Origin of the sequence: Actinoallomurus spadix, from assembly GCF_024055725.1 — a bacterium.
Taxonomy (GTDB): Bacteria; Actinomycetota; Actinomycetes; order Streptosporangiales; family Streptosporangiaceae; genus Actinoallomurus; species Actinoallomurus spadix.
Window position 1 is genome coordinate 67,773 of the sequence record NZ_JAMXMX010000013.1, and the last position, 18,316, is coordinate 86,088.

An 18,316-nucleotide genomic window follows, 5' to 3' on the forward strand; every position below is an offset into this window, starting at 1 on the left:
TGATGAGCTCGACGAATGCGACTGGTGGAGCTCGCGCGGCACGATCACATCCTCGTCCAGGTGATCCCGTTCAGTGTCGGAGCGCACGCCGGATTCGCCGGTGGCCCGATCGTGCTCGCGACCGTCGACGGCAGGGAGATCGCCTACGTCGACAACGCGCTCCGCGGGGACGTGATAGAGAAAACGGAGGACGTGGCCGCGATCCGGCGGCTCTGGCAGATGCTGAGCGCCAAGGCGCTGCACGAACAGGCATCGATCGAGCTCATCACGAAGGCAGCGGAAGCATGGGAAACCTGAGCTGGCGCAAGTCGACCCGCAGCACGAACAACGGTGGCGACTGCGTCGAGGTCGCCGTCGTCGAAGAGAGCGGTAAGTGACGTGAACGGCGCCGGATAGGCGTCGTGTCCCCCCGGCGTCCCCCGCCCTTGCTCACCGGAGCCGAGGGCGGGGGATCTCTCATTTCCAGGGAGGTCAGCGCCGGCGGATCAGAAGGGGCTGACTGACGTCCCCGAGCCGGCCGCCCGGGTCGGAGACGGTGGCGTGGGTGGCGCCGAGGCCGTCGTCGGCCAGGTGCGTCCGGCAGTCCAGGTGCACCCATTCGCCCTCGGGATGGCGCAGCAGCGTGGTGGTCATCGTAGGCGGGATGGACAGCCACTCCTTGATGGGCAGCGTCGCCGAGAGCCCGTTGGCGGCGTCGGCGACGATCAGCGTGCGGTCCAGGCCCGTGATCTTCCGGCCCGCGATCAGCGGGATGCGCACACGGGTCCAGACCTCGGCGAAGCCGAGAGGTTCGCGGCCGCCGCGAATGAACCGCCATTCGATGGCCTGCCCATAACCCCAGTCGGGCATACCGAGCAGCGACTCCCACTCGTCCGGAGCCTGCGGGATCGGAGGCGGCGGGACCCGTTCGGTCTCCACAGGAGGAGTCGGACCCGTCGCGATGTGCCAGGCGCGGGCGGTCACCGCCGCCCGCCCGTCGACGACCAGGTGCGCCTCGGTCAGGCGGACCTGCCGGCCGGGCCGCAGCGGGGTGACCTCGACGCGGGCCGGGCGGCGGGGGATGGGGCCGAGGAAGTCCACCGAGACGCGCGCCAGGCGCATGCCGGGCCCGACGGTGGCGTCGATGACGTGGGCCAGCAGCGCGGTCGGGGGCCCGCCGTGCTGCGCGGCACTGTCCCAGGGACTCTCGGTGGCGCGCGTCGGCTCGTACACGTCGTCACCGGCCGGCAGGTAGAAGGCTTCGGGCTGATCACTCATGACCCAATATTCGGACAAGGCGCCCTTCGCGGCCGCACCTGGGCACTGTTCGAGGCCAGGGGCGCGCGGACGGAACGCGCAGCGCTCCCCTTCGCCGCCGTCAGTGACGCACCAGACCCGGCGAATCGGTCACCCTCCGGGCAACGTCGACGGCCACGTGCCCACCTCGACGGCGAAGTCCCCTGGACGCCGAGTCTCGCGGCCACGCCCATGCGGGTCCGGCCAGGCCGCGCGCGCTCCCGCCGATGGGGAGAGGACGCGGTAAGCCCGCTGCGTGTCGGAACCTGATGTCGGATTCCTGCCAGCGCTGACCGCCCGGAAGGGTGCAAGGTCGTCCAGGCGGTGATCGTGATGGCGTTAGGCGGGGAGCATGCACAAGGCGACCGAGGTGAAGGTGCTGTACTTCGGGACCCCGGTGGTCCTGATCGGCTCACGGAACGAGGACGGCTCGCCGAACCTCGCGCCGATGTCGTCCGCCTGGTGGCTCGGTGACTGCGCCATGCTGGGCCTCGGCAACAGCGGCCAGACCACGGCGAATCTCCGGCGTGAGCGCGAGTGCGTGCTGAACCTCGCCTCCTCGGCGATGGTCGACGCGGTCGACCGGCTGGCGATGCTCACCGGGAGGCCTGAGGTGCCGCCGCGCAAACGGGAGCAGGGATACCGCCATGAGCGGGACAAGTTCGGAACGGCCGGGCTCACCGAGCAGCCCGCCGACCTGGTGCGGGCGCCGCGCGTCGCGGAGTGCCCGATCCAGCTCGAGTGCGTGGTCGAGGCGATCCACCCGTTCGAAGGCCCGGAGGTGGCGGCGACGGCCTTCCAGGTGAGGGTCGTCCGCACCCACATCGAGGAAGAGCTGATCATTCCGGGAACGCACTACGTCGACCCGCTCCGCTGGGATCCGCTGATCATGAAGTTCTGCGAGTTCTTCGGCGGCGGCGAGAACATCCACCCCTCACGGCTCGCCGAGGGCTGGAAGATGCCCCACCGCCTCGAACACACGCCCGCCTGACGAATCTCCACCGGATCGCCAGCCACTTCCACGTCACCGGTGACGCGCCAGACCCGGCGAATCGGGCACCGACCGGGCAATATCGACGGCAACGTGACCACGATGGCGACGGAGTCGCACGGCTGCGGAGCACAATTTCGGTAATTCCCGGTGAGCATCGCCGAAAGGGCGTCGTGCCCGGCAGGAATCACTTGCCGCCGGCGATCACACGGGGGTCGGTTTCGTCGCCGCGGTGATCCGATGTCACTGCGACATCGTCCCCGGATCTTGGACGACGATCCCTTCCTGGTGGAACCCTACGGAACCCCGTAGGCCCCGCCCAGAGCGGTGGATGACCCGTCAGGGCGCGTTGGCCCTTGACCGAACTCTTGCCGGGCATGCGGCTCTGGTCGTCGACGCAAGTGTGCTGGTGAACGCGCACAGCGAGCGCGCACTGTACGGTGCGCGCTCGCTGTGCGCGCGTACCGTACGCGCGGCCGCGCCGGTCGATGACGTCGCCGGCGCACGTCCGCGAGGGCGAGGGCGTGCGCGCCGGGCGGGCACGCTGGCCATGGCCGGCCTTTCCCACCCGTACCTTTCATGTTCATCCGGCCCGCTGGAGCCCGCTGGTGTGCGACTTCCGGCACTACTTCGGCCTGGAGCGGCGGCTCGGCCGTACGTTCCGCGCGGAGTACTGACATCCGCCGGTGACGGGGGCCGGAACGCCCATCTCATCCCGGGCGCGACGGTCGGGGCGGTGCGGCGTTTGACGTGGCGTGCCGGTGACCTGCACACTTGGTGTCATGCCAGCGTGCCGGATCCCGACCGCCCCCGTGGCCTCTCGCCACGCGGTCGCCGCGCTGTGTCCTTCGTGTTGTTGTCGCTGACCCCGTTCCAGCCGACCGTCAGCCCGCGGCACGCCGCCGCGCCACCGAAGGACTTCCCGGTGAACCTTTCCGTCATCCCGGATCTGACCATGCAGGGCTCCGACAGCCCGTACGCCACCCGCCCGACCGTCACGGTCGGCCGCCTGGCCGGGCTCGTCCGTGAGCTCGCCGCCCGCCCCGGCGACTGGTGGCACCTCGCCCGCTTCGACGGCGTGCCCGTGCGGCTGCCCGGCGAGTCGGAGATCTTGCTGTACGGGTGGCCGCCCGGGCGCCGCGCCGCTCCCGCCGCCGACGTGCTCGCCGTGCTCGCCGGGGAGCTGTCCGAACGGACGATCACCGATCACGGGGTCGCGGAGCGCGCCGTACGGGCGAACCGGATCCGCGTGTACGGCGCCGGGCATCCGCGTGAACTGGTCAACCCCGGCCCCGCGTACGCGGTCAGCCTGCACGCGACCGTCTGATCCGGCGCGCGCGGTCGGGCCCCCGCGTGCCGTCCGTCCCGTACCGCCCGGTCGGCCCCAATGTGGCGTCCGGCTCCGTACGCCCGGTCGGCCCCGGTGTGCCGTCCGGCTCCGTACGCCCGGTCGGCCCCGGTGTGCCGTCCGCTCCGTACCGCGTGGCCGGCGCGCACGCGACCGGTAGGTGAGCGTTCGATGAACACCGCGTCTCACCTGCTGCAATCCCTATATTCCGGGCTTACGGTCATGTCACATGTCCCGCGTCTTTTCTTGGGTGATGCTGGGGGTGAGCATCGTCGCGATGGGCGCGGCGATGGTGCTCGGGACCTCGGCGGCCGTGCCGTACTTCGGACCGACCTGGCCGTTCCTGACCCTCGGTGGATCCCCGTCCTCGGCGACGGTCACGGCCCTGACGTGGACCGCGGCGCTGACCGCGGGCGCCGGGGTCCTGTCCGGGCTGTACGCCCTGCGCGGGGGCGCGTGGGTGAGCCCACGGCGGTTGCTGATCGCCGGTGCGGTCGTCGCCTGTGTCTACGCGCTGCTGCCGCCCGCCGGTTCCGTCGACATGATGAACTACGCGATCTACGGGCGGATCACCGACCTGGGCCGCGACCCGTACGTCACGACGCCGATGCGGCTGGCGCACACCGGTGACCCGGTCGGCCTGCTCATGCCGAGCGGCTGGCAGCGGGTCCCCACCGTGTACGGGCCGATCATGACGTTCATCCAGTGGCTGGCCGCGCACTTCGGCGGGAACTCGATGGCGCGGATCATCTTCCTGCTCAAGTGGGCCAACGCGGCCGCGTTCGTCGGCACCGGGGTGATCCTGCACCGGATGACCGGTCCCGACCCGGTGCGCCGGCTCCGGGCCTGCCTGCTCTGGACGGCGAACCCGCTGATCCTGTTCTGGATGGTCGGCAGCGGGCACGCCGACGTCTTCGCGGTGTTCTTTTTGGTGGCGGCCCTGTACGCGGCGCGGCGCTCGGCCTTCGCGGGCGGGCTGCTGGGCGGCGCGGCGGTCGCCGTCAAGGCGTCGTTCCTGTTCCCCGCGGCGGGCCTGGTGCTCGCCGCGTGGTTGTCGCCGGCGCGGTTCCGGCGCGCGGGGGCCTCCGCCGCGGGCCTGCTGCTGGTCGCCGGGGGCGGCTACCTGCTCGCCGGGCCGGCCGCGCTGCACTCGCTGAACGCCCGGCTCGGCCGGAAGAAGGACCGGTACCTGCCGGTTCCGGAGTACATCCTGACCCACCACGGCCTCTACGTGGTGTGGATGGCCGCGCTCGCGGTAGCGCTGACGGCGTTCCTGTGGTGGCGGGCCGGCCTGCCGTTCGCGCTGTGGCGGCCGGTGCCCGAGGAGAAGTGGCGCCCGCCGCTCGACGTGCTGCCCGTGGCGGTGCTCGCGTTCGGCACCACCCTGGTCTCGCCGCTGCAATACCCCTGGTACGACGCCATGCTGCTGCCGATCCTGGCGCTGCTGCCGTACCGCCTGGACTGGACGCTGATCGCCCGGGGGGTCATGCTCGGGCTGTGCACGCTCCCCGGCGTGCGCGTGAACGGATACCAGCACTTCTACGTGCGCTGGGCCAACCTCGTGTGGCTGGCCGTCTTCATCGTCGTCGTCTGGTGGGGGACCCGCCGCACCGCCGCCGGACCGCCCGCCGAGTCGCCGGGACCGACGTCACCGTCGTCGGTGGCGCCGCCGCCGTCGTCCTCACCGGCTCCGGCCTGACCGCGTCCCGGCGGGCGGTCCGGCGGCTCACTCGTCGCGCGGGCCCTCCGGGTCCACGAGGCGGCGGGCGGTACGGGCGGCTCACTCCGTGCGCAGGCCCTCGGGGCCCATCAGGCGGCGTACGGTCGGGAGGCTGAGCGCCGTGACCAGGAGCACCACGGCGGCCGCGGTGCCGCAGATGCCCGCGATGGCTCCCCACTGGACGGAGACCGCCTTTTCGGACATCTTGAGCAGCAGCGCGCCGAGACCGGCCCCGGCCGGGACGGCCAGCGACAGGCCCAGCAGCATCGGCAGGGCGGTCTGCCACAGCACCGACCGGTTCAGGACGGAACGCCGGGTGCCGAACGCGACCAGCATCGCCAGCAGGCGGCGCCGCTCCCTCATCTGCTCCAGGACGGTCACCAGCAGGACCGCTCCGATCACGAGGAGGGAGGCGATCGCGCCGATGAGCAGACCACGGCGGACCGCGCCGAACCGGTCGTCCTCCCGCGTGGCGGACGTCACCGTGACATCGGCCATCGGTTCGATGGCCGCCACGGTGTTGCGCATCCGCTCCATGGCGTCCCGGTCGGCCTCGTTCACCCGCACGAGCGTGGCGACGTGGGTCATCCGGAGGATCCGGGCGTCGATGGCGGAGGGGGTGGCGAAGACGCCGTCCTCGGTCTCGCCGAGGAGGTCGGTCCGCTGCCCGGCCGGGCGCGCGGACGTGGGGATCCGCCACGCCGGCCCACGGCCTCCCGCGGTGTCCTCGCCGGAGTCGACCCGGCCGGTCTCGCCCGGCCGTGGAGCGGTGGGCTCCTGCGGACCGGCGAGGAAGACGTCACCGTCGGCGCAGTGGTTCATCCGGATGAGTTCCCGGAGGGCGGGGCAGTCGGCGACGGTCAGCGTCGCCGAGCGCTCGTCCTTCCCCTTGCTCGGGAGTTTCAGGCCCGTCATGGCCTTGACGATCGTCCCGCGGACCCCGGGCGTGGAGCCCAGCCGTGCGCCGATGCCGGCGGCGCGCGTACCGTCGACGGTCCCGTGGAAGGTCACCTGAGCCTGCGCGCGCGAGGTGTCCTGGCCGGTCTGCTCGACGTAGTCGCCGCGCACGCCGGTGAACATCGTCTGCAGCGCGATCGCTCCCGCGGTCGCGACGACGATGCCGCTGACGGCCCGCACGGAGGCCCCGCCGTCCAGCTGCAGCCGGCGTACCGCGAGCTGCCAGGACAGCCCACCGCCGCGCCCGAGGCGGGCGACGACCGCCTCGACGATCCACGGCAGCAGGGCCGCGATGCCGATGAGCAGCAGCGTCACGCCCGCCGCGACCTGGTACTCGTTGAAGCCCTCCGCCCGGTTGACCCCGCCGAGCAGCGGATACAGCAGCCCGAGGCCGATGACGGGGACGATCGCGCGCCACCAGAGCCGGCGCCGGGACCGGGCGGCGTTGCGGACGACACCGAGCGGCTCGATCATCACCTTCCGCAGGGAGAAGAGGGCGACGAGTACGGACGAGACGGGAACGGCCGGCACCATCAGGAGCGTGGGCAGGAGCGCGGGCCGGACGTCGGCGGTGAAGAAGCCGACGCCGAGCACCGTGACCCGCTCGACGAACACCCGTACGACCAGGAACATGAGCGCGCCGGCCAGCAGCCCGGTCACCGACGCCAGCAGCGCCTCCGCCGCGGCGAAGCGCCGTGCCATGTGCTGGTCGACGCCCATCAGGCGCAGCGCGGCGAGCCTCCGGTCGCGGGATTCACCGCCGAAGCGCATGGCCGTGCCGATGAACACCGCGACCGGCAGCAGCAGGACCACGAAGGCGATCACGACGAGCAGCAGCAGGATCGGGCCGAGGCCCTCCCCGGGGGAGCGGTCGCCGAACGAGGTGACGCGCGCGACGGCGCCCGACCGCTCGGTGAGCCGGTCGCTGCCGGCGTAGAAGGCGTACTCCCGCGCGCCTCCGAGGCCGGCGTGGCCGATCGTGCCGACGACGCGGTAGCCGAGGCGCGGCCGCAGCAGCGCGCCCTCGCGTGAGGACAGCAGGTCCGCCAGCACCGGCGACACCACCATCTCGCCCGGCTTGGGGAAGGCGGTCAGGCCGGGCGGGAGCGGTGCCCGCGGCCCTTCGGGGCGGAGGACCCGGCCTCTGATCGACCTGCCGTGGAAGTCGGTGTCCTGCACGCCGATGAGGAGTGAGCGGTCCGAAGGCGCCGGCGCCTCGGCGGCCGGTGTGTTGTCGCGCGCCGAGGTCCGCTCGTGACGTTCCTGGAGCATCGTCGGCATCGAGGCGGCGACCAGGAGCATCATCACGCCGAGCCCGACGCCGACCGCGGTCATCGCGATCCTGGTCCACCCGGAGCGCCCGCCCGCCAACGCGAGCCGGAGACCGAGCGCGAGGTCGCCGGACCAGCGCGCGTACCAGGGGCGCGCCGCCGGTCGCGACGTCACGGACGGCGCGCCGGCGCGTGGACGGCTCACGCGGGCTCGCCTCCCCGCGTCCGGCCGTCGCGGACCACGATCTCGCGGTCCGAGTAGGCGGCGACCCGCGCGTCGTGCGTCACCAGCAGGACGGCGGTGCCCGTCCGCCGGGCGGACATGGTGAGCAGGTCCATCACCCTCTCCCCGTTCAGGGAGTCCAGTGCGCCCGTCGGCTCGTCCGCGAAGATGACGCTGGGGCCGGCCGCCAGCGCCCGGGCCACCGCGACCCGCTGGCCCTGGCCGCCGGAGACCTCCCCGGGCCGTTTGGCGGCGACGTCGGCCACCTCCAGCACCTCCAGCCATTCCGCGGCCTTGGCCTCGGCGGCGCGCTGCCGGGCGCCGCCGAGGCGCAGCGACAACGCGACGTTCTCCAGGCAGGACAGCTCCGGTACGAGCTGCCCGAACTGGAAGACGAACCCGAACTCCGTACGGCGGAGCGCGCTGCGCCTCGCGTCGGACATGGTCGTCAGGTCGTCGTTCCGGTAGAGAACGCGCCCCGAGTCCGGTCGTACGATGCCGGCCAGGCAGTGCATCAGCGTGGACTTCCCGGACCCGGACGGGCCCATGAGCGCCACCACCTCACCGGCCCGGATGTGCAGCGAGGCGCCGTCGAGGGCCCTGCTCGGGCCGAACGCCTTGTGCAGGTCGACGCCGTACAGCAGCGGCGGGGCGTCGGCCCGGCCGCCGGTCATCGGCGCCTCCGAGGAGATCGTGTGGCTCACCGGCGCACCTCCCGCGTGAGCTCGTCGAGTCGCGCGGCGGTCAGTTCCAGCCAGCGCAGGTCCGCTTCGAGGTGGAAGAGCGCGTGGTCGCAGATGAGCTTGTCGGCGAGGTCCCCCTGCTGCTTGCGGCGGGTCAGCTCGCGCATGAGGCGCAGGTGCTCCGCCCGCTGGGTGTCGAGGATCTCGGCGGCGGCGCGGCCGGTCAGCAGGGCCAGCACCACCTTCGTGTACAGGGTGCTCTGGAGGTACGGCTCGGGCTTCTCCGGCTGCGTGAGCCAGTGTTCGACGTCGGTGATCCCGGCGTCGGTGATGGTGTAGCACTTACGCTCCGGCCCGCCGCCCGGCTCGACGCTCTCCACCTCCACGAGCCCGTTCTTCAGCAGCCGGGCCAGAGTGGAGTACACCTGCCCGTAGTGCAGGGGGCGGTCCCGTCCGAATCGTTCGTCGTACGCGCGCTTGAGGTCGTAGCCGTACCTCGGGCCCGACTCTAGGAGGCCGAGCAGGGTCTGTGCGACTGACATGCTCGCGACTATACACTCCACATATACACAGTGTGTATAGCTGGAGCGTCGTCACGGCCCTCCTTTTCCGCTCGACGCGGCGGATCGTCAGACGCGGCGGATCGTCAGGGTTCGCGGCGCCGGGCGCGGAACAGCCCCCGGAGCACGAGCACGACCCCCAGCGCGACGGCGACGCCGGGGACCACCCAGGCGGGAGGGCGCCCGCCGAGGTAGCGCACGGCGACGCCGAGGAACACCACCCCCGCGACCAGCGACGACGGGTCGAACCTATGCCGGAACACGGGTGACCTCCATGTCCCCGACCTTGCCGCGCAGCCGCAGCGCGATGACCGGCGCCCCGTCCGCCGGGGGCGCCTCCGGGGCGAGCACGCGGTTCACCTTCGCCCGCGGGCCGCTGATGATCTGCCGGTCCACGGTGATGTCACCGAGGAACGACTGCGCGTCCAGCTCGACCCGCGCCGTGGCGGGCAGCCTGACCGTGAGCACGCCGAGCGTCACGGTCGCGGTGACGTTCAGCCGCTGCCCCGGGGTGAGCGGCACCGAGGTCAGGTCGACCGTGCCCTCACCGATGAGGACCCTGTGGGACTGTTCGGCGTTCGCCACGCCGGCGGGCCGCCAGGCCATGGCGTGCGTCCTTCGCGCGACGGCCGGATCGCCGGCGATCGAGCTCGATGCGAGTGCCAGAGACATGATCGCTCCAACGAAGATCAGCTTGCGGTCCCGGCCGAACCAGGAGCCGATGAGAAGACCGGCCGCGACCACGACGAGTGCGCCGGCGATGATGATCTGGAGGCGGCCGAGGTCCGGTCGCCGATCGCCGACGGCGTACAGCACGCCCGCCACCAGGACCGCGGTCACCAGAGTGCACGCCGTCAGGTAGGACCGACGCCGTCGTGGAACGACGGGTGCGGGTCTCGGCGGCGAGGGGGGAGGCGGATCCGTCTCGGACGGTCGAGTTCCGAGTGGCTCCGCGCGCGCCAGACGAGCAAGATCGATCATACCGTCGGGCGCCTGGTAGGGGAGGGGCGGGTCGGAGGAGGCCGGGGGAGTCCACACCGACAGCGGACGGCCCTTCACGGTCTCCGGCAGGCCACGCGCCGCCCCGACGAGGTCGACTCCGCGCGAGCGCGCGACCACCAGGGTGAGCGCGAAGACGATGAACGCCGCGAGCGCGTCCAGGGAGCCCCAGTCACCGGCGGCCGCGAACACCGCCGAGGCGCCCAGGGCCGCGCCGAGCAGCGTCAGCGCGCCGTCACCGTCGAACAGCCGGCGGCCCCACCGCTCGATCTTCGAAGGACCGCCGTCGGGCGCGCCCATCAGCAGGAACGCCCCGATGTACAGCAGGACGCCGACCCCGGTCGTGAGGACGAGGAGCGCGAAGCCCACGCGGAACACCACCGGGTCGATCCGCGTGTACCGGCCCAGGCCGGCGCACACGCCCGTGATGAGCCGGCCCTCCTGCGCCCGGGTGAGCCGCCGCAGGGGCGCCCCGCTGTCCTCCGTCATGAGGACATCGTCGCGAACGCCGCCCCCGACCACCATCCGGGACACCCCTGACCCGTCCCTGAGCATCTCGGGGTCGGCCCAGGGACAGCCCCGATGCGATCAGTGGCGGAGACGTGTGACGATCGGCATGTGCCCGAGAACCCCGCTGAGGCCGCAGACGTTCCACCGCGCCTCGAACGACGCGCCGACGGCAGGGTCGCCGCCGGCGTGTGCCGCGGCCTGGCCGACCACCTCGGGATCGACCTCGTCATCGTCCGGGTGGCGTTCGCCGTGATCGTCGGCGCCGGCGTGGGCGTCATCGCGTACGTCGCGCTGTGGCTGCTCGTCCCGCAGCGGGCGGACGTCCGGCCGCGGCGCGACTGGACCCAGCTGTTCGCGTACGGAGTGGTCGTGGGCGTGCTGGAGGCGTTCACGCTGGCCTCGGTCACCGAACGCGGGGCGCTGTGGCCCCTGGTGGCGGGCGGTGTCGGCGTCGGCATCATCTGGCAGCAGGCCGACCCCGAGCACCGGCGGCGCTGGGTCCGCAACACCCGTTCCCTGTGGATCCGCAGCGTCGTCGGCGCGGCCCTCGTCATCGCGGGGCTCGCCGCGTTCCTGCTGCAGAACATCCAGCACGTCGGGCAGGTCCTGCTGGGCTCGGCCATCGTCCTCGCCGGGGTCGCCGTCATCGTGGCGCCCTGGCTGCTGCGCATGTGGCACGACCTGGACGACGAGCGCCGGGAACGGATCCGATCACAAGAGAGGGCCGAAGTGGCCGCACACGTACACGACTCGGTGCTGCACACGCTCACGCTGATCCAGCGGAACGCGCACGACCCGAAGGAGGTCCAGCGGCTGGCGCGCGCCCAGGAACGGGACCTGCGCGCCTGGCTGTACCAGCCGAAGGCCGACGCCGAGCAGGCGCTCGCCCCGGCCGTCCGCAAGATCTCCGCGGAGGTGGAGGACCATCACGGTGTCCCCATCGAGGTCGTCTGCGTCGGCGACTGCCCGCTCGACGAGCGGCTCGGCGCGATGCTGCAGGCCGCCCGCGAGGCCATGGTCAACGCCGCGAAGTACGCCGGCGGGGCGAACGGCGAGACGCCCTCCGTCTCGGTCTACGCCGAGGTGGACGGCGACGAGGTCATGATCTTCGTACGGGATCGGGGCCGGGGATTCGACCTCGACGCCGTACCGGCGGACCGCATGGGCGTCCGGGAGTCCATCATCGGACGCATGGAGCGCAACGGCGGCCGGGCGGAGATCCGTACGGCCCCGGGTGAGGGAACCGAAGTGAGACTGGAGTTGAAGCGCTCGTGACGAGAGTGGTGCTGGTCGACGACCATCAGATGTTCCGCAGCGGCGTGAAGGCCGAGTTGGGCGACGCGGTGGAGATCGTCGGGGAGGCGGGCGACGTCGACGAGGCCGTCGAGGTGATCGCGGCGACGCGGCCCGACGTCGTGCTGCTCGACGTCCACCTGCCCGGCGGTGGCGGCGTCGAGGTGCTGCGCCGGGTGCTCGGCGGGGCGCGGACCGGCCCGGCCGAGGCGGCGGCGGCCGAGCGGGCGGCGCCGACGCGCTTCCTGGCCCTGTCGGTGTCCGACGCCGCCGAGGACGTCATCGGCGTGATCCGCGGCGGCGCCCGCGGCTACGTCACCAAGACGATCTCCGGCCCGGAGCTGACGAGCGCGATCGGCCGGGTCGCCGAGGGCGACGCGGTCTTCTCTCCGCGCCTGGCCGGGTTCGTGCTGGACGCGTTCGCCGCGACCGACGCGCCGTCCATCGACCCCGAGCTGGACCAGCTCACCCAGCGCGAGCGCGAGGTGCTGCGGCTGATCGCCCGCGGCTACGCCTACAAGGAGATCGCCAAGGAGCTGTTCATCTCGGTCAAGACCGTCGAGACGCACGTGTCGTCGGTGCTGCGCAAGCTGCAGCTGTCCAACCGGCACGAGCTGTCCCGCTGGGCCGCCGCCCGCCGCCTCGTCTAGAGGGTGACCTCGCGCAGCTCGCCGGACTTCACGTCGAAGACGAAGCCGCGCACGGAGTCCTTGTGCTGGACGAACGGGTTCGCCATGATCCGCGCGATCGACTGGCGCACGTCCTCGTCGACGTCGGTGAACGACTCGACCGCCCAGTCCGGCTTGAGACCGGTGTCGGCGTGCAGTTGCTCGCGGAACCCGTCGTCGGTGATGCCCTGCATGCCGCAGCCGGTGTGGTGGATCAGGACGACCTCGCGCGTGCCGAGCATCCGCTGGCTGATCGACACCGAGCGGATCACGTCCGGGGTGACGACGCCGCCGGCGTTCCGGATGATGTGCGCGTCGCCGATCTCCAGGCCCAGCAGGCCGAACGTGTCGAGGCGGGCGTCCATGCACGCCACGACCGTCAGGTGCCGCGTCGGCGCCGCCGACATGCCTTCGGCGTCGAAGCCCTCGCGGTAGCGCCGGGCGTTCTCCAGCAGTTCATCGGTGACGGACATGCGTGACGGCTCCCCTCTCCAAGTGGATCGCTACATTCCATCACGAAGCCGGTTTCCGGAATCCTCCACCCCTCGATACCGCCGGACGGCTCACGAACCCGATGTTGGGATGTAGGTACAATGAAGTCGATGTAGGTACACGAGGGGGCGGCGTCATGAGCACGGTCTCGGTGAGAGAGTTCTCGTACAACCCCAGTGCGATCTTCGCTCGTGTCGAACAGGGGGAGACGATCGAGGTCACCCGCCATGGGAACGTCATCGCCCTCCTCCTGCCGGGCAGCGGCACGCTGGGAAGATATTCCGCGCTGGTGGCGAGGGGCGTGCTGAGGCTGAAGTCCACGACCACCAACGACCTTGATCGGCTTCCCCACTACAGCGTTCCCGCGGACGTATCGCCGGTGGAACTGCTCCTGGCGGAGCGAGAGGAAGACGATCGTTGATCTACCTGGACGCTTCCGCGTTGATCACGCTGATCACCGGGCGCTCTCACGCTCAGTCCCTGCGGACCTTCCTGGCGGGCAGGCCTGGGATGCCCATGGGCACCAGCACCATCGGATTCGTGGAGACGGTCCGAACCCTCGATCGCGTCGGAGACTTCCCGAACATCATGGAGGAACTGACGCGGGACTTCGTCGAGATCCTGGTGACCGACGAGGTCCGGGACGCCGCAGCGCTGCTGCCCGTCGGGATCAGAACGCTCGATGCGATCCATGTCGCGAGCGCGCAGATCATCGGTGAGGCGCTGGAGACGCTGATCACCTACGACAAACGCATGCTGGACATCGCGTGCTCCGTCGGGTTGCCGACGGCGGCGCCCGGCCTCGAATGACGATCCGCGGTCAGCGGCGGATCATGGGGACGTGGGGGATGCCGTCCTCGACGTACTCCGGGCCGTCGGCGACGAAGCCGTACTTCCCGTAGAAGCCCGCGACCCGCGTCTGCGCGTCGAGCCGGACCGTACGGTCGCCGGCGACCCGCAGGGCGGCCTCCATGAGCCGCCCCGCCAGCCCGGCGCCGCGCGCGTGCGGTGCTGTCACGACCCGCCCGATCCGCGCGCCCTCCGGATCCTCCAGCACCCGCAGGTACGCCTCGGGAGCGCCCGAGTCGCCCGGCAGCCAGACGTGCCGGGTGCCGGGCTCGGTGTCGCGCCCGTCCAGCTCCGGGTACGGGCAGTCCTGCTCGACGACGAAGACGTCCACGCGGAGCCGCAGCAGCGCGTAGAGCGTGCCGGCGTCCAGCTCCGCGAACGACGCGACCCGCGGTTCGCCGGGGATCACGGATGCGTTCACAGCAGGGCCCTGAGCAGGCGTTCCTGGAAGGCGGCCACGTCGCTGCCGACGGCGACCTTCACGACCGGGCGGTCGCCCTCATCGGCGTACGAGCGGCGGTCCCACAGGGTCGTGCCGCGGGTCCGCTCGCCGCGCAGCTCCACGCGTACAGGGCGCTCGGCGTATTCACCGAGGGACGGGTCGACAGCCAGCATCGCGGCCAGCGCGTCGTGGATCACCGCGCCGCGGGTGCCGAGCGAGGCGGTGTAGGCGGTGGTGTAGAACTCCAGGATCCGCGCGGCGAACCGCGCGATCTCCGAGTCCGCCGCCGCAAGCCGGTCCAGCCAGGCCCCGTCCACCGCGGTCGGGTGGGTGGCGTCGAGGGGCACCAGTGTGACCGGCCAGCCCGCGCTGAACACGAGCTCGGCGGCCTCCGGGTCGTGCCAGATGTTGGCCTCGGCGTGGCTGGTGATGTTCCCCTGGTGGTCGAACGCCCCGCCCATGACCACCACCTCGCGGAACATCGTCGGCAGCGACGGCTCCAGTAGCAGCGCGATGGCGAGGTTGGTCAGGGGGCCGACGGCCAGCAGCGTCAGCTCGCCGGGCCGTTCTCGGCCCAGCCGGATGATCTGCTCCGGCGCGGTCGTCTCGATCGGGCGGCCCGCCGGCGCGGGGAGGTCCGTGTCGCCCAGGCCGTCCTTGCCGTGCCAGTCGGACGCGTACTCCACGGCCTGGGCCATGGGGCGGACGGCGCCCACGGCGACGGGCACGCCGGGCAGACCGGCCCGTTCGAGGACCCGGAGGGTGTTGAGCGCGCCGGCCTCGGGGGCGACGTTGCCGTGCACGGTGCCGACGGCGACCAGCTCCACCTCCCCGGCCTTCGCGAGGTGGGCCAGGTACAGGAGGGTGATCGCGTCGTCGATGCCGGTGTCGCAGTCGAGCAGGATCTTCGGTGCCACGTCGTCCGTTTCTCTTCGTCGATCGGGGGTGCGGGGGCTATTCGGCCGGGACGACCTGGAACACCTCGGCGAGGCGGCCCTCGGGCAGGCCGCCGCGGCGGGCGTTCGCGCCCATCCAGGTGCGCAGCATCTGCTCCAGGTCGTCCCGGTGTGAGACCTGGCTGACGTGCGCGCGCAGGGCCGCGAGCTTGCGGTCGAAGACGTCGGTGACGTCGACGTACTGGTTGAGGGAGGGCCCGCCGGTGATCCAGATCTCCCGGGCGGTCCAGGCCTCCAGGCCCTCGGCACGCAGCTCCGGGAAGGCGTACGGGTTGCGGGCGTCGGGGTAGACGGCGTCGAACGCCGCCGAGCCGACCGCCCGGTGGTCCGGGTGCCCGGCGTAGATGCGCTCGTAGTTGCGCTCGGGGCTGGGGATGACGACCCGGTCGGGGCGGACCTGCCGGATCACGCGGGCGATGTCGCGGCGCAGGTCGAGGGTCGGCTCGACGCGTCCGTCCGCGTAGCCGAGGAAGCGCAGGTCGGTGACGCCGACGCACTTGGCGGCCGCGGTCTGCTCGGCCCGGCGCAGCGGGCCCATCTCCTCGCGGGGGACGTCGTCGTCGAAGCCGCCGGCGTCGCCGTCGGTGACGAGGAGGTAGGAGACCTCGATGCCGGCGTCGACCCAGGCGGCGACCGTGCCGGCGCAGGAGAAGTCGATGTCGTCGGGGTGGGCCATCACTACGAGTGCGCGCTGAACGTCGTCGATCACGGTCGTCATCATAGGAAATGTGCTCCTTTAACCCTGCAATCAGCCATAACTCTGGCGCCAGAGGGGTCGGCAGGGGTATCCCGGACCCATGAAGAAACTGATCGGTGACGTCGACGACGTCGTCCTCGACACCCTGCGCGGCATGGCGGCCGCCCATCCGTCGCTGCGGGTGGATCTGGATCAGCGCATCATCGTCCGGGCCGACGCCCCCCGCACCGGCAAGGTCGGGCTGGTCTCCGGCGGCGGCTCCGGGCACGAGCCGCTGCACGGGGGCTTCGTCGGGTACGGCATGCTCGACGCCGCCTGTCCCGGCGAGGTGTTCACCTCGCCGGTGCCCGACCAGATCCTCGCCGCGACCACCGCGGCGTCCGGCGGGGCCGGGGTCGTCCACATCGTGAAGAACTACACCGGCGATGTCCTGAACTTCCAGATGGCCGCCGAACTGGCCGAGGACGAGGACATCGAGGTCGTGCCGGTCGTGATCGACGACGACGTGGCCGTTCAGGACAGCACGTACACCGCCGGGCGGCGGGGCACCGGCGCGACGCTCTTCGCCGAGAAGGCCGCCGGCGCGCTCGCCGAGGCCGGCGGATCGCTGCAGGACGTCGCCGCCGTCGCCCGCGAGGTCAACGAGCGGACCCGCTCCTTCGGGGTCGCGCTCACCGCCTGCACCGTCCCGGCCGCCGGACGGCCGACGTTCGAGCTGGGCGACGACGAGATCGAGCTCGGCATCGGCATCCACGGCGAGCCCGGCCGCGAGCGTACGAGGCTGCGCCCCGCCCCGGAGATCGTCGACGTGGCGCTGTCGGCGATCCACGAGGACATGTCCCTGTCCGGGTCCGAGGTCCTCGTCCTGGTGAACGGCATGGGCGGCACCCCGCTGATGGAGCTGTACGTCGCGTACGCCGCCGTCGCCGAGTGGCTCGGCGGGCACGGCGTCACGGTGGCGCGCTCGCTCGTCGGCAACTACGTCACGAGCCTGGAGATGGCGGGCGTGATGATCTCGGTCCTGCGCCTCACGCCGCGGCTCACCGAACTATGGGACGCCCCGGTGGAGACGCCCGGCCTGCGCTGGGGGCGCTGATGGACACCCGCCGCTGGATCGAGCGCTTCGCCGAACTGGTCGCGGCCGACGCCGACCGCCTGACCCGGCTCGACGCCGCGATCGGGGACGGCGACCACGGCGCCAACCTGAACCGCGGCCTGAAGGCGGCCGTCGAGGCCCTCGGACCGGACCTGCCGCCCGGGAAGGTGCTGATGACCGCCGGCCGGGCCCTCGTGTCCAAGACGGGCGGCGCGTCCGGCCCGCTGTACGGTGGCGCGCTGCGCCGGGCGGGCAAGGCCCTCGGCGACGCCGCCGACGTGGACGCCGCCGCGCTGGCCGCCGCCCTGCGCGCCGCGCTCGACGCCGTCCAGGAGCTGGGCAAGGCCGTCGAAGGGGACAAGACGATGGTCGACGCCCTCCTGCCGGCGGTCGCGGCCTACGAGACCGCGGCCGGTGACGGACCGGCCACCGCCGCGCGAGCCGCCCTGAACGCGGCGGAGACGGGCGCGGAGGCGACCGTGCCGCTGCAGGCGCGCAAGGGCCGCGCCAGCTACCTCGGGCCGCGCAGCGTCGGCCACCTGGACCCCGGGGCCGCCTCGACCGTCCTGCTGTTCCGCGCCCTCGCCGACGCCGCGGCCGAGGAATGACCGGAGCTTGCGCCTGACGTGACGTCAGGACCTACCGTCCCGGACATGACGCCAGACGCGGACACCGGCCGGACGCTGTCGGTGGGGGAGCTCGCCCGGATCACCGGGCTGACCGTACGGACCCTCCACCACTACGACCGGCTCGGCCTGCTGTCGCCCGCCCGGGACCGGGCCGGACGACGGTGGTACGGCCCGGCCGAGGTCCGCCGCCTGCACCGGATCCTCGCCCTGCGCGGGTTCGGGCTGTCCCTCGCCGAGATCGGGGACGTCCTGGACGGCGCGGGGACCGACCTGCGAGAGCTGCTGCACCGGCAGCTCGAGCAGACCGAGGAACGGATCGCGGCGGCCCAGCGGCTCCGCCGCACGCTCCTGGCCGTCATCGACGCGTCGGCCCGGAACGACGAGGGGGCCGGCCCGTCGGCCGATGAACTCGTCGAACTCATCGAGGTGATGATGACCATGGATCGTAAGCTCACGCGCGAGGAATTCGAGCAGATGAACCGGCGGCGGCAGGAGGCGATGGCCCGGCTGAGCCCGGAGGAGGCCGAGGAGCTGCAGCGGAGGCGCGCCGAGATGGCGTCCCGGCTCGGCCCCGAAGAGCTGGAGGAGATGAGCCGCCGCCGACGGCGTCTCCTCCCCGAGGGCCTCGACGCCGCCGATGAGGCGTGAGCGGGGGCT

General features: G+C 72.2%; 23 protein-coding genes. 13 read left to right on the top strand and 10 right to left on the bottom strand.

Annotated features, from left to right (window positions below):
• Positions 1-24: 24 nt before the first annotated feature.
• A complete protein-coding gene (locus NE235_RS20615; RefSeq protein WP_252805392.1) occupies positions 25-297 on the top strand; it encodes a Scr1 family TA system antitoxin-like transcriptional regulator in 273 nt (90 codons plus the stop codon).
• Positions 285-377: a DUF397 domain-containing protein gene (locus NE235_RS20620; protein ID WP_252805394.1), complete on the top strand. Its 93-nt coding sequence runs from the start codon at positions 285-287 to the stop codon at positions 375-377. The genes NE235_RS20615 and NE235_RS20620 overlap by 13 nt, the downstream gene beginning before the upstream one ends.
• A 94-nt stretch (positions 378-471) precedes the next feature.
• On the opposite strand, the gene NE235_RS20625 is transcribed toward NE235_RS20620, so the two are convergent.
• Positions 472-1,257: a thioesterase family protein gene (locus tag NE235_RS20625; protein WP_252805396.1), complete on the bottom strand. Its 786-nt coding sequence runs from the start codon at positions 1,255-1,257 to the stop codon at positions 472-474.
• A gap of 370 nt (positions 1,258-1,627) precedes the next feature.
• Here NE235_RS20625 and NE235_RS20630 point away from each other — a divergent pair, with 370 nt between their 5' ends.
• The 4 genes from NE235_RS20630 (at position 1,628) to NE235_RS20645 (ending at position 5,313) form a co-directional block, all read left to right on the top strand.
• A complete protein-coding gene (locus NE235_RS20630; protein WP_252805398.1) occupies positions 1,628-2,266 on the top strand; it encodes a flavin reductase family protein in 639 nt (212 codons plus the stop codon).
• A 488-nt stretch (positions 2,267-2,754) separates the two neighbouring features.
• On the top strand, positions 2,755-2,943 hold the full coding sequence (locus NE235_RS20635; RefSeq protein WP_252805400.1) for a hypothetical protein: 189 nt from the start codon (positions 2,755-2,757) through the stop codon (positions 2,941-2,943).
• Between the two features lie 248 nt (positions 2,944-3,191).
• Entirely contained in the window at positions 3,192-3,593 is a 402-nt protein-coding gene (locus NE235_RS20640; RefSeq protein WP_252805402.1) for a cupin domain-containing protein, read from the top strand.
• Between the two features lie 250 nt (positions 3,594-3,843).
• Positions 3,844-5,313 carry a hypothetical protein gene (locus tag NE235_RS20645; RefSeq protein ID WP_252805404.1) on the top strand — a complete coding sequence of 490 codons (1,470 nt, stop codon included), beginning with the start codon at positions 3,844-3,846 and terminating at the stop codon, positions 5,311-5,313.
• Between the two features lie 81 nt (positions 5,314-5,394).
• On the opposite strand, the gene NE235_RS20650 is transcribed toward NE235_RS20645, so the two are convergent.
• The 5 genes from NE235_RS20650 to NE235_RS20670 all read right to left on the bottom strand — a co-directional run bounded on the left by NE235_RS20650 (position 5,395) and on the right by NE235_RS20670 (position 10,516).
• Entirely contained in the window at positions 5,395-7,767 is a 2,373-nt protein-coding gene (locus NE235_RS20650; protein ID WP_252805405.1) for an FtsX-like permease family protein, read from the bottom strand.
• Positions 7,764-8,459 carry an ABC transporter ATP-binding protein gene (locus tag NE235_RS20655; protein ID WP_252805687.1) on the bottom strand — a complete coding sequence of 232 codons (696 nt, stop codon included), beginning with the start codon at positions 8,457-8,459 and terminating at the stop codon, positions 7,764-7,766. Before NE235_RS20655 ends, NE235_RS20650 begins: the two co-directional genes overlap by 4 nt.
• Before the next feature lie 26 nt (positions 8,460-8,485).
• Positions 8,486-9,010 carry a PadR family transcriptional regulator gene (locus NE235_RS20660; RefSeq protein WP_252805408.1) on the bottom strand — a complete coding sequence of 175 codons (525 nt, stop codon included), beginning with the start codon at positions 9,008-9,010 and terminating at the stop codon, positions 8,486-8,488.
• Positions 9,011-9,114: 104 nt separating this feature from the next.
• On the bottom strand, positions 9,115-9,291 hold the full coding sequence (locus tag NE235_RS20665) for a hypothetical protein (protein ID WP_252805410.1): 177 nt from the start codon (positions 9,289-9,291) through the stop codon (positions 9,115-9,117).
• Positions 9,278-10,516 carry a PspC domain-containing protein gene (locus NE235_RS20670; protein WP_252805412.1) on the bottom strand — a complete coding sequence of 413 codons (1,239 nt, stop codon included), beginning with the start codon at positions 10,514-10,516 and terminating at the stop codon, positions 9,278-9,280. The genes NE235_RS20665 and NE235_RS20670 overlap by 14 nt, the downstream gene beginning before the upstream one ends.
• A gap of 129 nt (positions 10,517-10,645) precedes the next feature.
• Here NE235_RS20670 and NE235_RS20675 point away from each other — a divergent pair, with 129 nt between their 5' ends.
• Entirely contained in the window at positions 10,646-11,812 is a 1,167-nt protein-coding gene (locus NE235_RS20675; RefSeq protein ID WP_252805414.1) for an ATP-binding protein, read from the top strand.
• Positions 11,809-12,480 carry a LuxR C-terminal-related transcriptional regulator gene (locus tag NE235_RS20680; protein WP_252805416.1) on the top strand — a complete coding sequence of 224 codons (672 nt, stop codon included), beginning with the start codon at positions 11,809-11,811 and terminating at the stop codon, positions 12,478-12,480. Before NE235_RS20675 ends, NE235_RS20680 begins: the two co-directional genes overlap by 4 nt.
• On the opposite strand, the gene NE235_RS20685 is transcribed toward NE235_RS20680, so the two are convergent.
• Positions 12,477-12,971 carry a beta-class carbonic anhydrase gene (locus NE235_RS20685; protein ID WP_252805418.1) on the bottom strand — a complete coding sequence of 165 codons (495 nt, stop codon included), beginning with the start codon at positions 12,969-12,971 and terminating at the stop codon, positions 12,477-12,479. The genes NE235_RS20680 and NE235_RS20685 overlap by 4 nt on opposite strands.
• Before the next feature lie 155 nt (positions 12,972-13,126).
• Here NE235_RS20685 and NE235_RS20690 point away from each other — a divergent pair, with 155 nt between their 5' ends.
• Both NE235_RS20690 and NE235_RS20695 read left to right on the top strand, forming a co-directional pair.
• Positions 13,127-13,411: a type II toxin-antitoxin system Phd/YefM family antitoxin gene (locus NE235_RS20690; protein WP_252805420.1), complete on the top strand. Its 285-nt coding sequence runs from the start codon at positions 13,127-13,129 to the stop codon at positions 13,409-13,411.
• Positions 13,408-13,800 (top strand): type II toxin-antitoxin system VapC family toxin, encoded by a 393-nt coding sequence (locus NE235_RS20695; RefSeq protein ID WP_252805422.1) that lies wholly within the window; start codon positions 13,408-13,410, stop codon positions 13,798-13,800. The genes NE235_RS20690 and NE235_RS20695 overlap by 4 nt, the downstream gene beginning before the upstream one ends.
• A 10-nt stretch (positions 13,801-13,810) precedes the next feature.
• Here NE235_RS20695 and NE235_RS20700 read toward each other — a convergent pair whose 3' ends face one another.
• The 3 genes from NE235_RS20700 to NE235_RS20710 are packed head-to-tail and all read right to left on the bottom strand — an operon-like array spanning position 13,811 to position 15,955.
• Positions 13,811-14,260, bottom strand: a complete 450-nt coding sequence (locus tag NE235_RS20700; protein ID WP_252805425.1) for a GNAT family N-acetyltransferase — start codon at positions 14,258-14,260, stop codon at positions 13,811-13,813.
• A complete protein-coding gene (locus NE235_RS20705) occupies positions 14,257-15,198 on the bottom strand; it encodes a nucleoside hydrolase (protein ID WP_252805427.1) in 942 nt (313 codons plus the stop codon). Before NE235_RS20705 ends, NE235_RS20700 begins: the two co-directional genes overlap by 4 nt.
• Before the next feature lie 37 nt (positions 15,199-15,235).
• On the bottom strand, positions 15,236-15,955 hold the full coding sequence (locus NE235_RS20710) for a PIG-L deacetylase family protein (protein WP_289848980.1): 720 nt from the start codon (positions 15,953-15,955) through the stop codon (positions 15,236-15,238).
• A 79-nt stretch (positions 15,956-16,034) separates the two neighbouring features.
• Here NE235_RS20710 and dhaK point away from each other — a divergent pair, with 79 nt between their 5' ends.
• From dhaK to NE235_RS20725, 3 genes are read left to right on the top strand one after another with little or no spacing between them, the layout of a single operon-like run.
• Entirely contained in the window at positions 16,035-17,030 is a 996-nt protein-coding gene (gene dhaK, locus NE235_RS20715; protein ID WP_252805431.1) for a dihydroxyacetone kinase subunit DhaK, read from the top strand.
• Positions 17,030-17,638, top strand: coding sequence for a dihydroxyacetone kinase subunit DhaL (gene dhaL / locus NE235_RS20720; protein ID WP_252805434.1), 609 nt, complete (start codon positions 17,030-17,032; stop codon positions 17,636-17,638). Before dhaK ends, dhaL begins: the two co-directional genes overlap by 1 nt.
• A 45-nt stretch (positions 17,639-17,683) precedes the next feature.
• Entirely contained in the window at positions 17,684-18,307 is a 624-nt protein-coding gene (locus tag NE235_RS20725; protein ID WP_252805435.1) for a MerR family transcriptional regulator, read from the top strand.
• Positions 18,308-18,316: the final 9 nt, after the last annotated feature.

Bases quoted from the DNA above. Each gene is read 5' to 3' on its own strand.
- NE235_RS20625 (WP_252805396.1), bottom strand. From the start codon at position 1,257: ATGAGTGATCAGCCCGAAGCCTTCTACCTGCCGGCCGGTGACGACGTG.
- NE235_RS20630 (WP_252805398.1), top strand. From the start codon at position 1,628: ATGCACAAGGCGACCGAGGTGAAGGTGCTGTACTTCGGGACCCCGGTG.
- NE235_RS20620 (WP_252805394.1), top strand. From the start codon at position 285: ATGGGAAACCTGAGCTGGCGCAAGTCGACCCGCAGCACGAACAACGGT.
- dhaL (WP_252805434.1), top strand. From the start codon at position 17,030: ATGGACACCCGCCGCTGGATCGAGCGCTTCGCCGAACTGGTCGCGGCC.
- NE235_RS20635 (WP_252805400.1), top strand. From the start codon at position 2,755: ATGACGTCGCCGGCGCACGTCCGCGAGGGCGAGGGCGTGCGCGCCGGG.
- dhaK (WP_252805431.1), top strand. From the start codon at position 16,035: ATGAAGAAACTGATCGGTGACGTCGACGACGTCGTCCTCGACACCCTG.
- NE235_RS20725 (WP_252805435.1), top strand. From the start codon at position 17,684: ATGACGCCAGACGCGGACACCGGCCGGACGCTGTCGGTGGGGGAGCTC.
- NE235_RS20645 (WP_252805404.1), top strand. From the start codon at position 3,844: ATGTCCCGCGTCTTTTCTTGGGTGATGCTGGGGGTGAGCATCGTCGCG.
- NE235_RS20690 (WP_252805420.1), top strand. From the start codon at position 13,127: ATGAGCACGGTCTCGGTGAGAGAGTTCTCGTACAACCCCAGTGCGATC.
- NE235_RS20660 (WP_252805408.1), bottom strand. From the start codon at position 9,010: ATGTCAGTCGCACAGACCCTGCTCGGCCTCCTAGAGTCGGGCCCGAGG.
- NE235_RS20685 (WP_252805418.1), bottom strand. From the start codon at position 12,971: ATGTCCGTCACCGATGAACTGCTGGAGAACGCCCGGCGCTACCGCGAG.
- NE235_RS20670 (WP_252805412.1), bottom strand. From the start codon at position 10,516: ATGACGGAGGACAGCGGGGCGCCCCTGCGGCGGCTCACCCGGGCGCAG.
- NE235_RS20710 (WP_289848980.1), bottom strand. From the start codon at position 15,955: ATGACGACCGTGATCGACGACGTTCAGCGCGCACTCGTAGTGATGGCC.
- NE235_RS20655 (WP_252805687.1), bottom strand. From the start codon at position 8,459: ATGACCGGCGGCCGGGCCGACGCCCCGCCGCTGCTGTACGGCGTCGAC.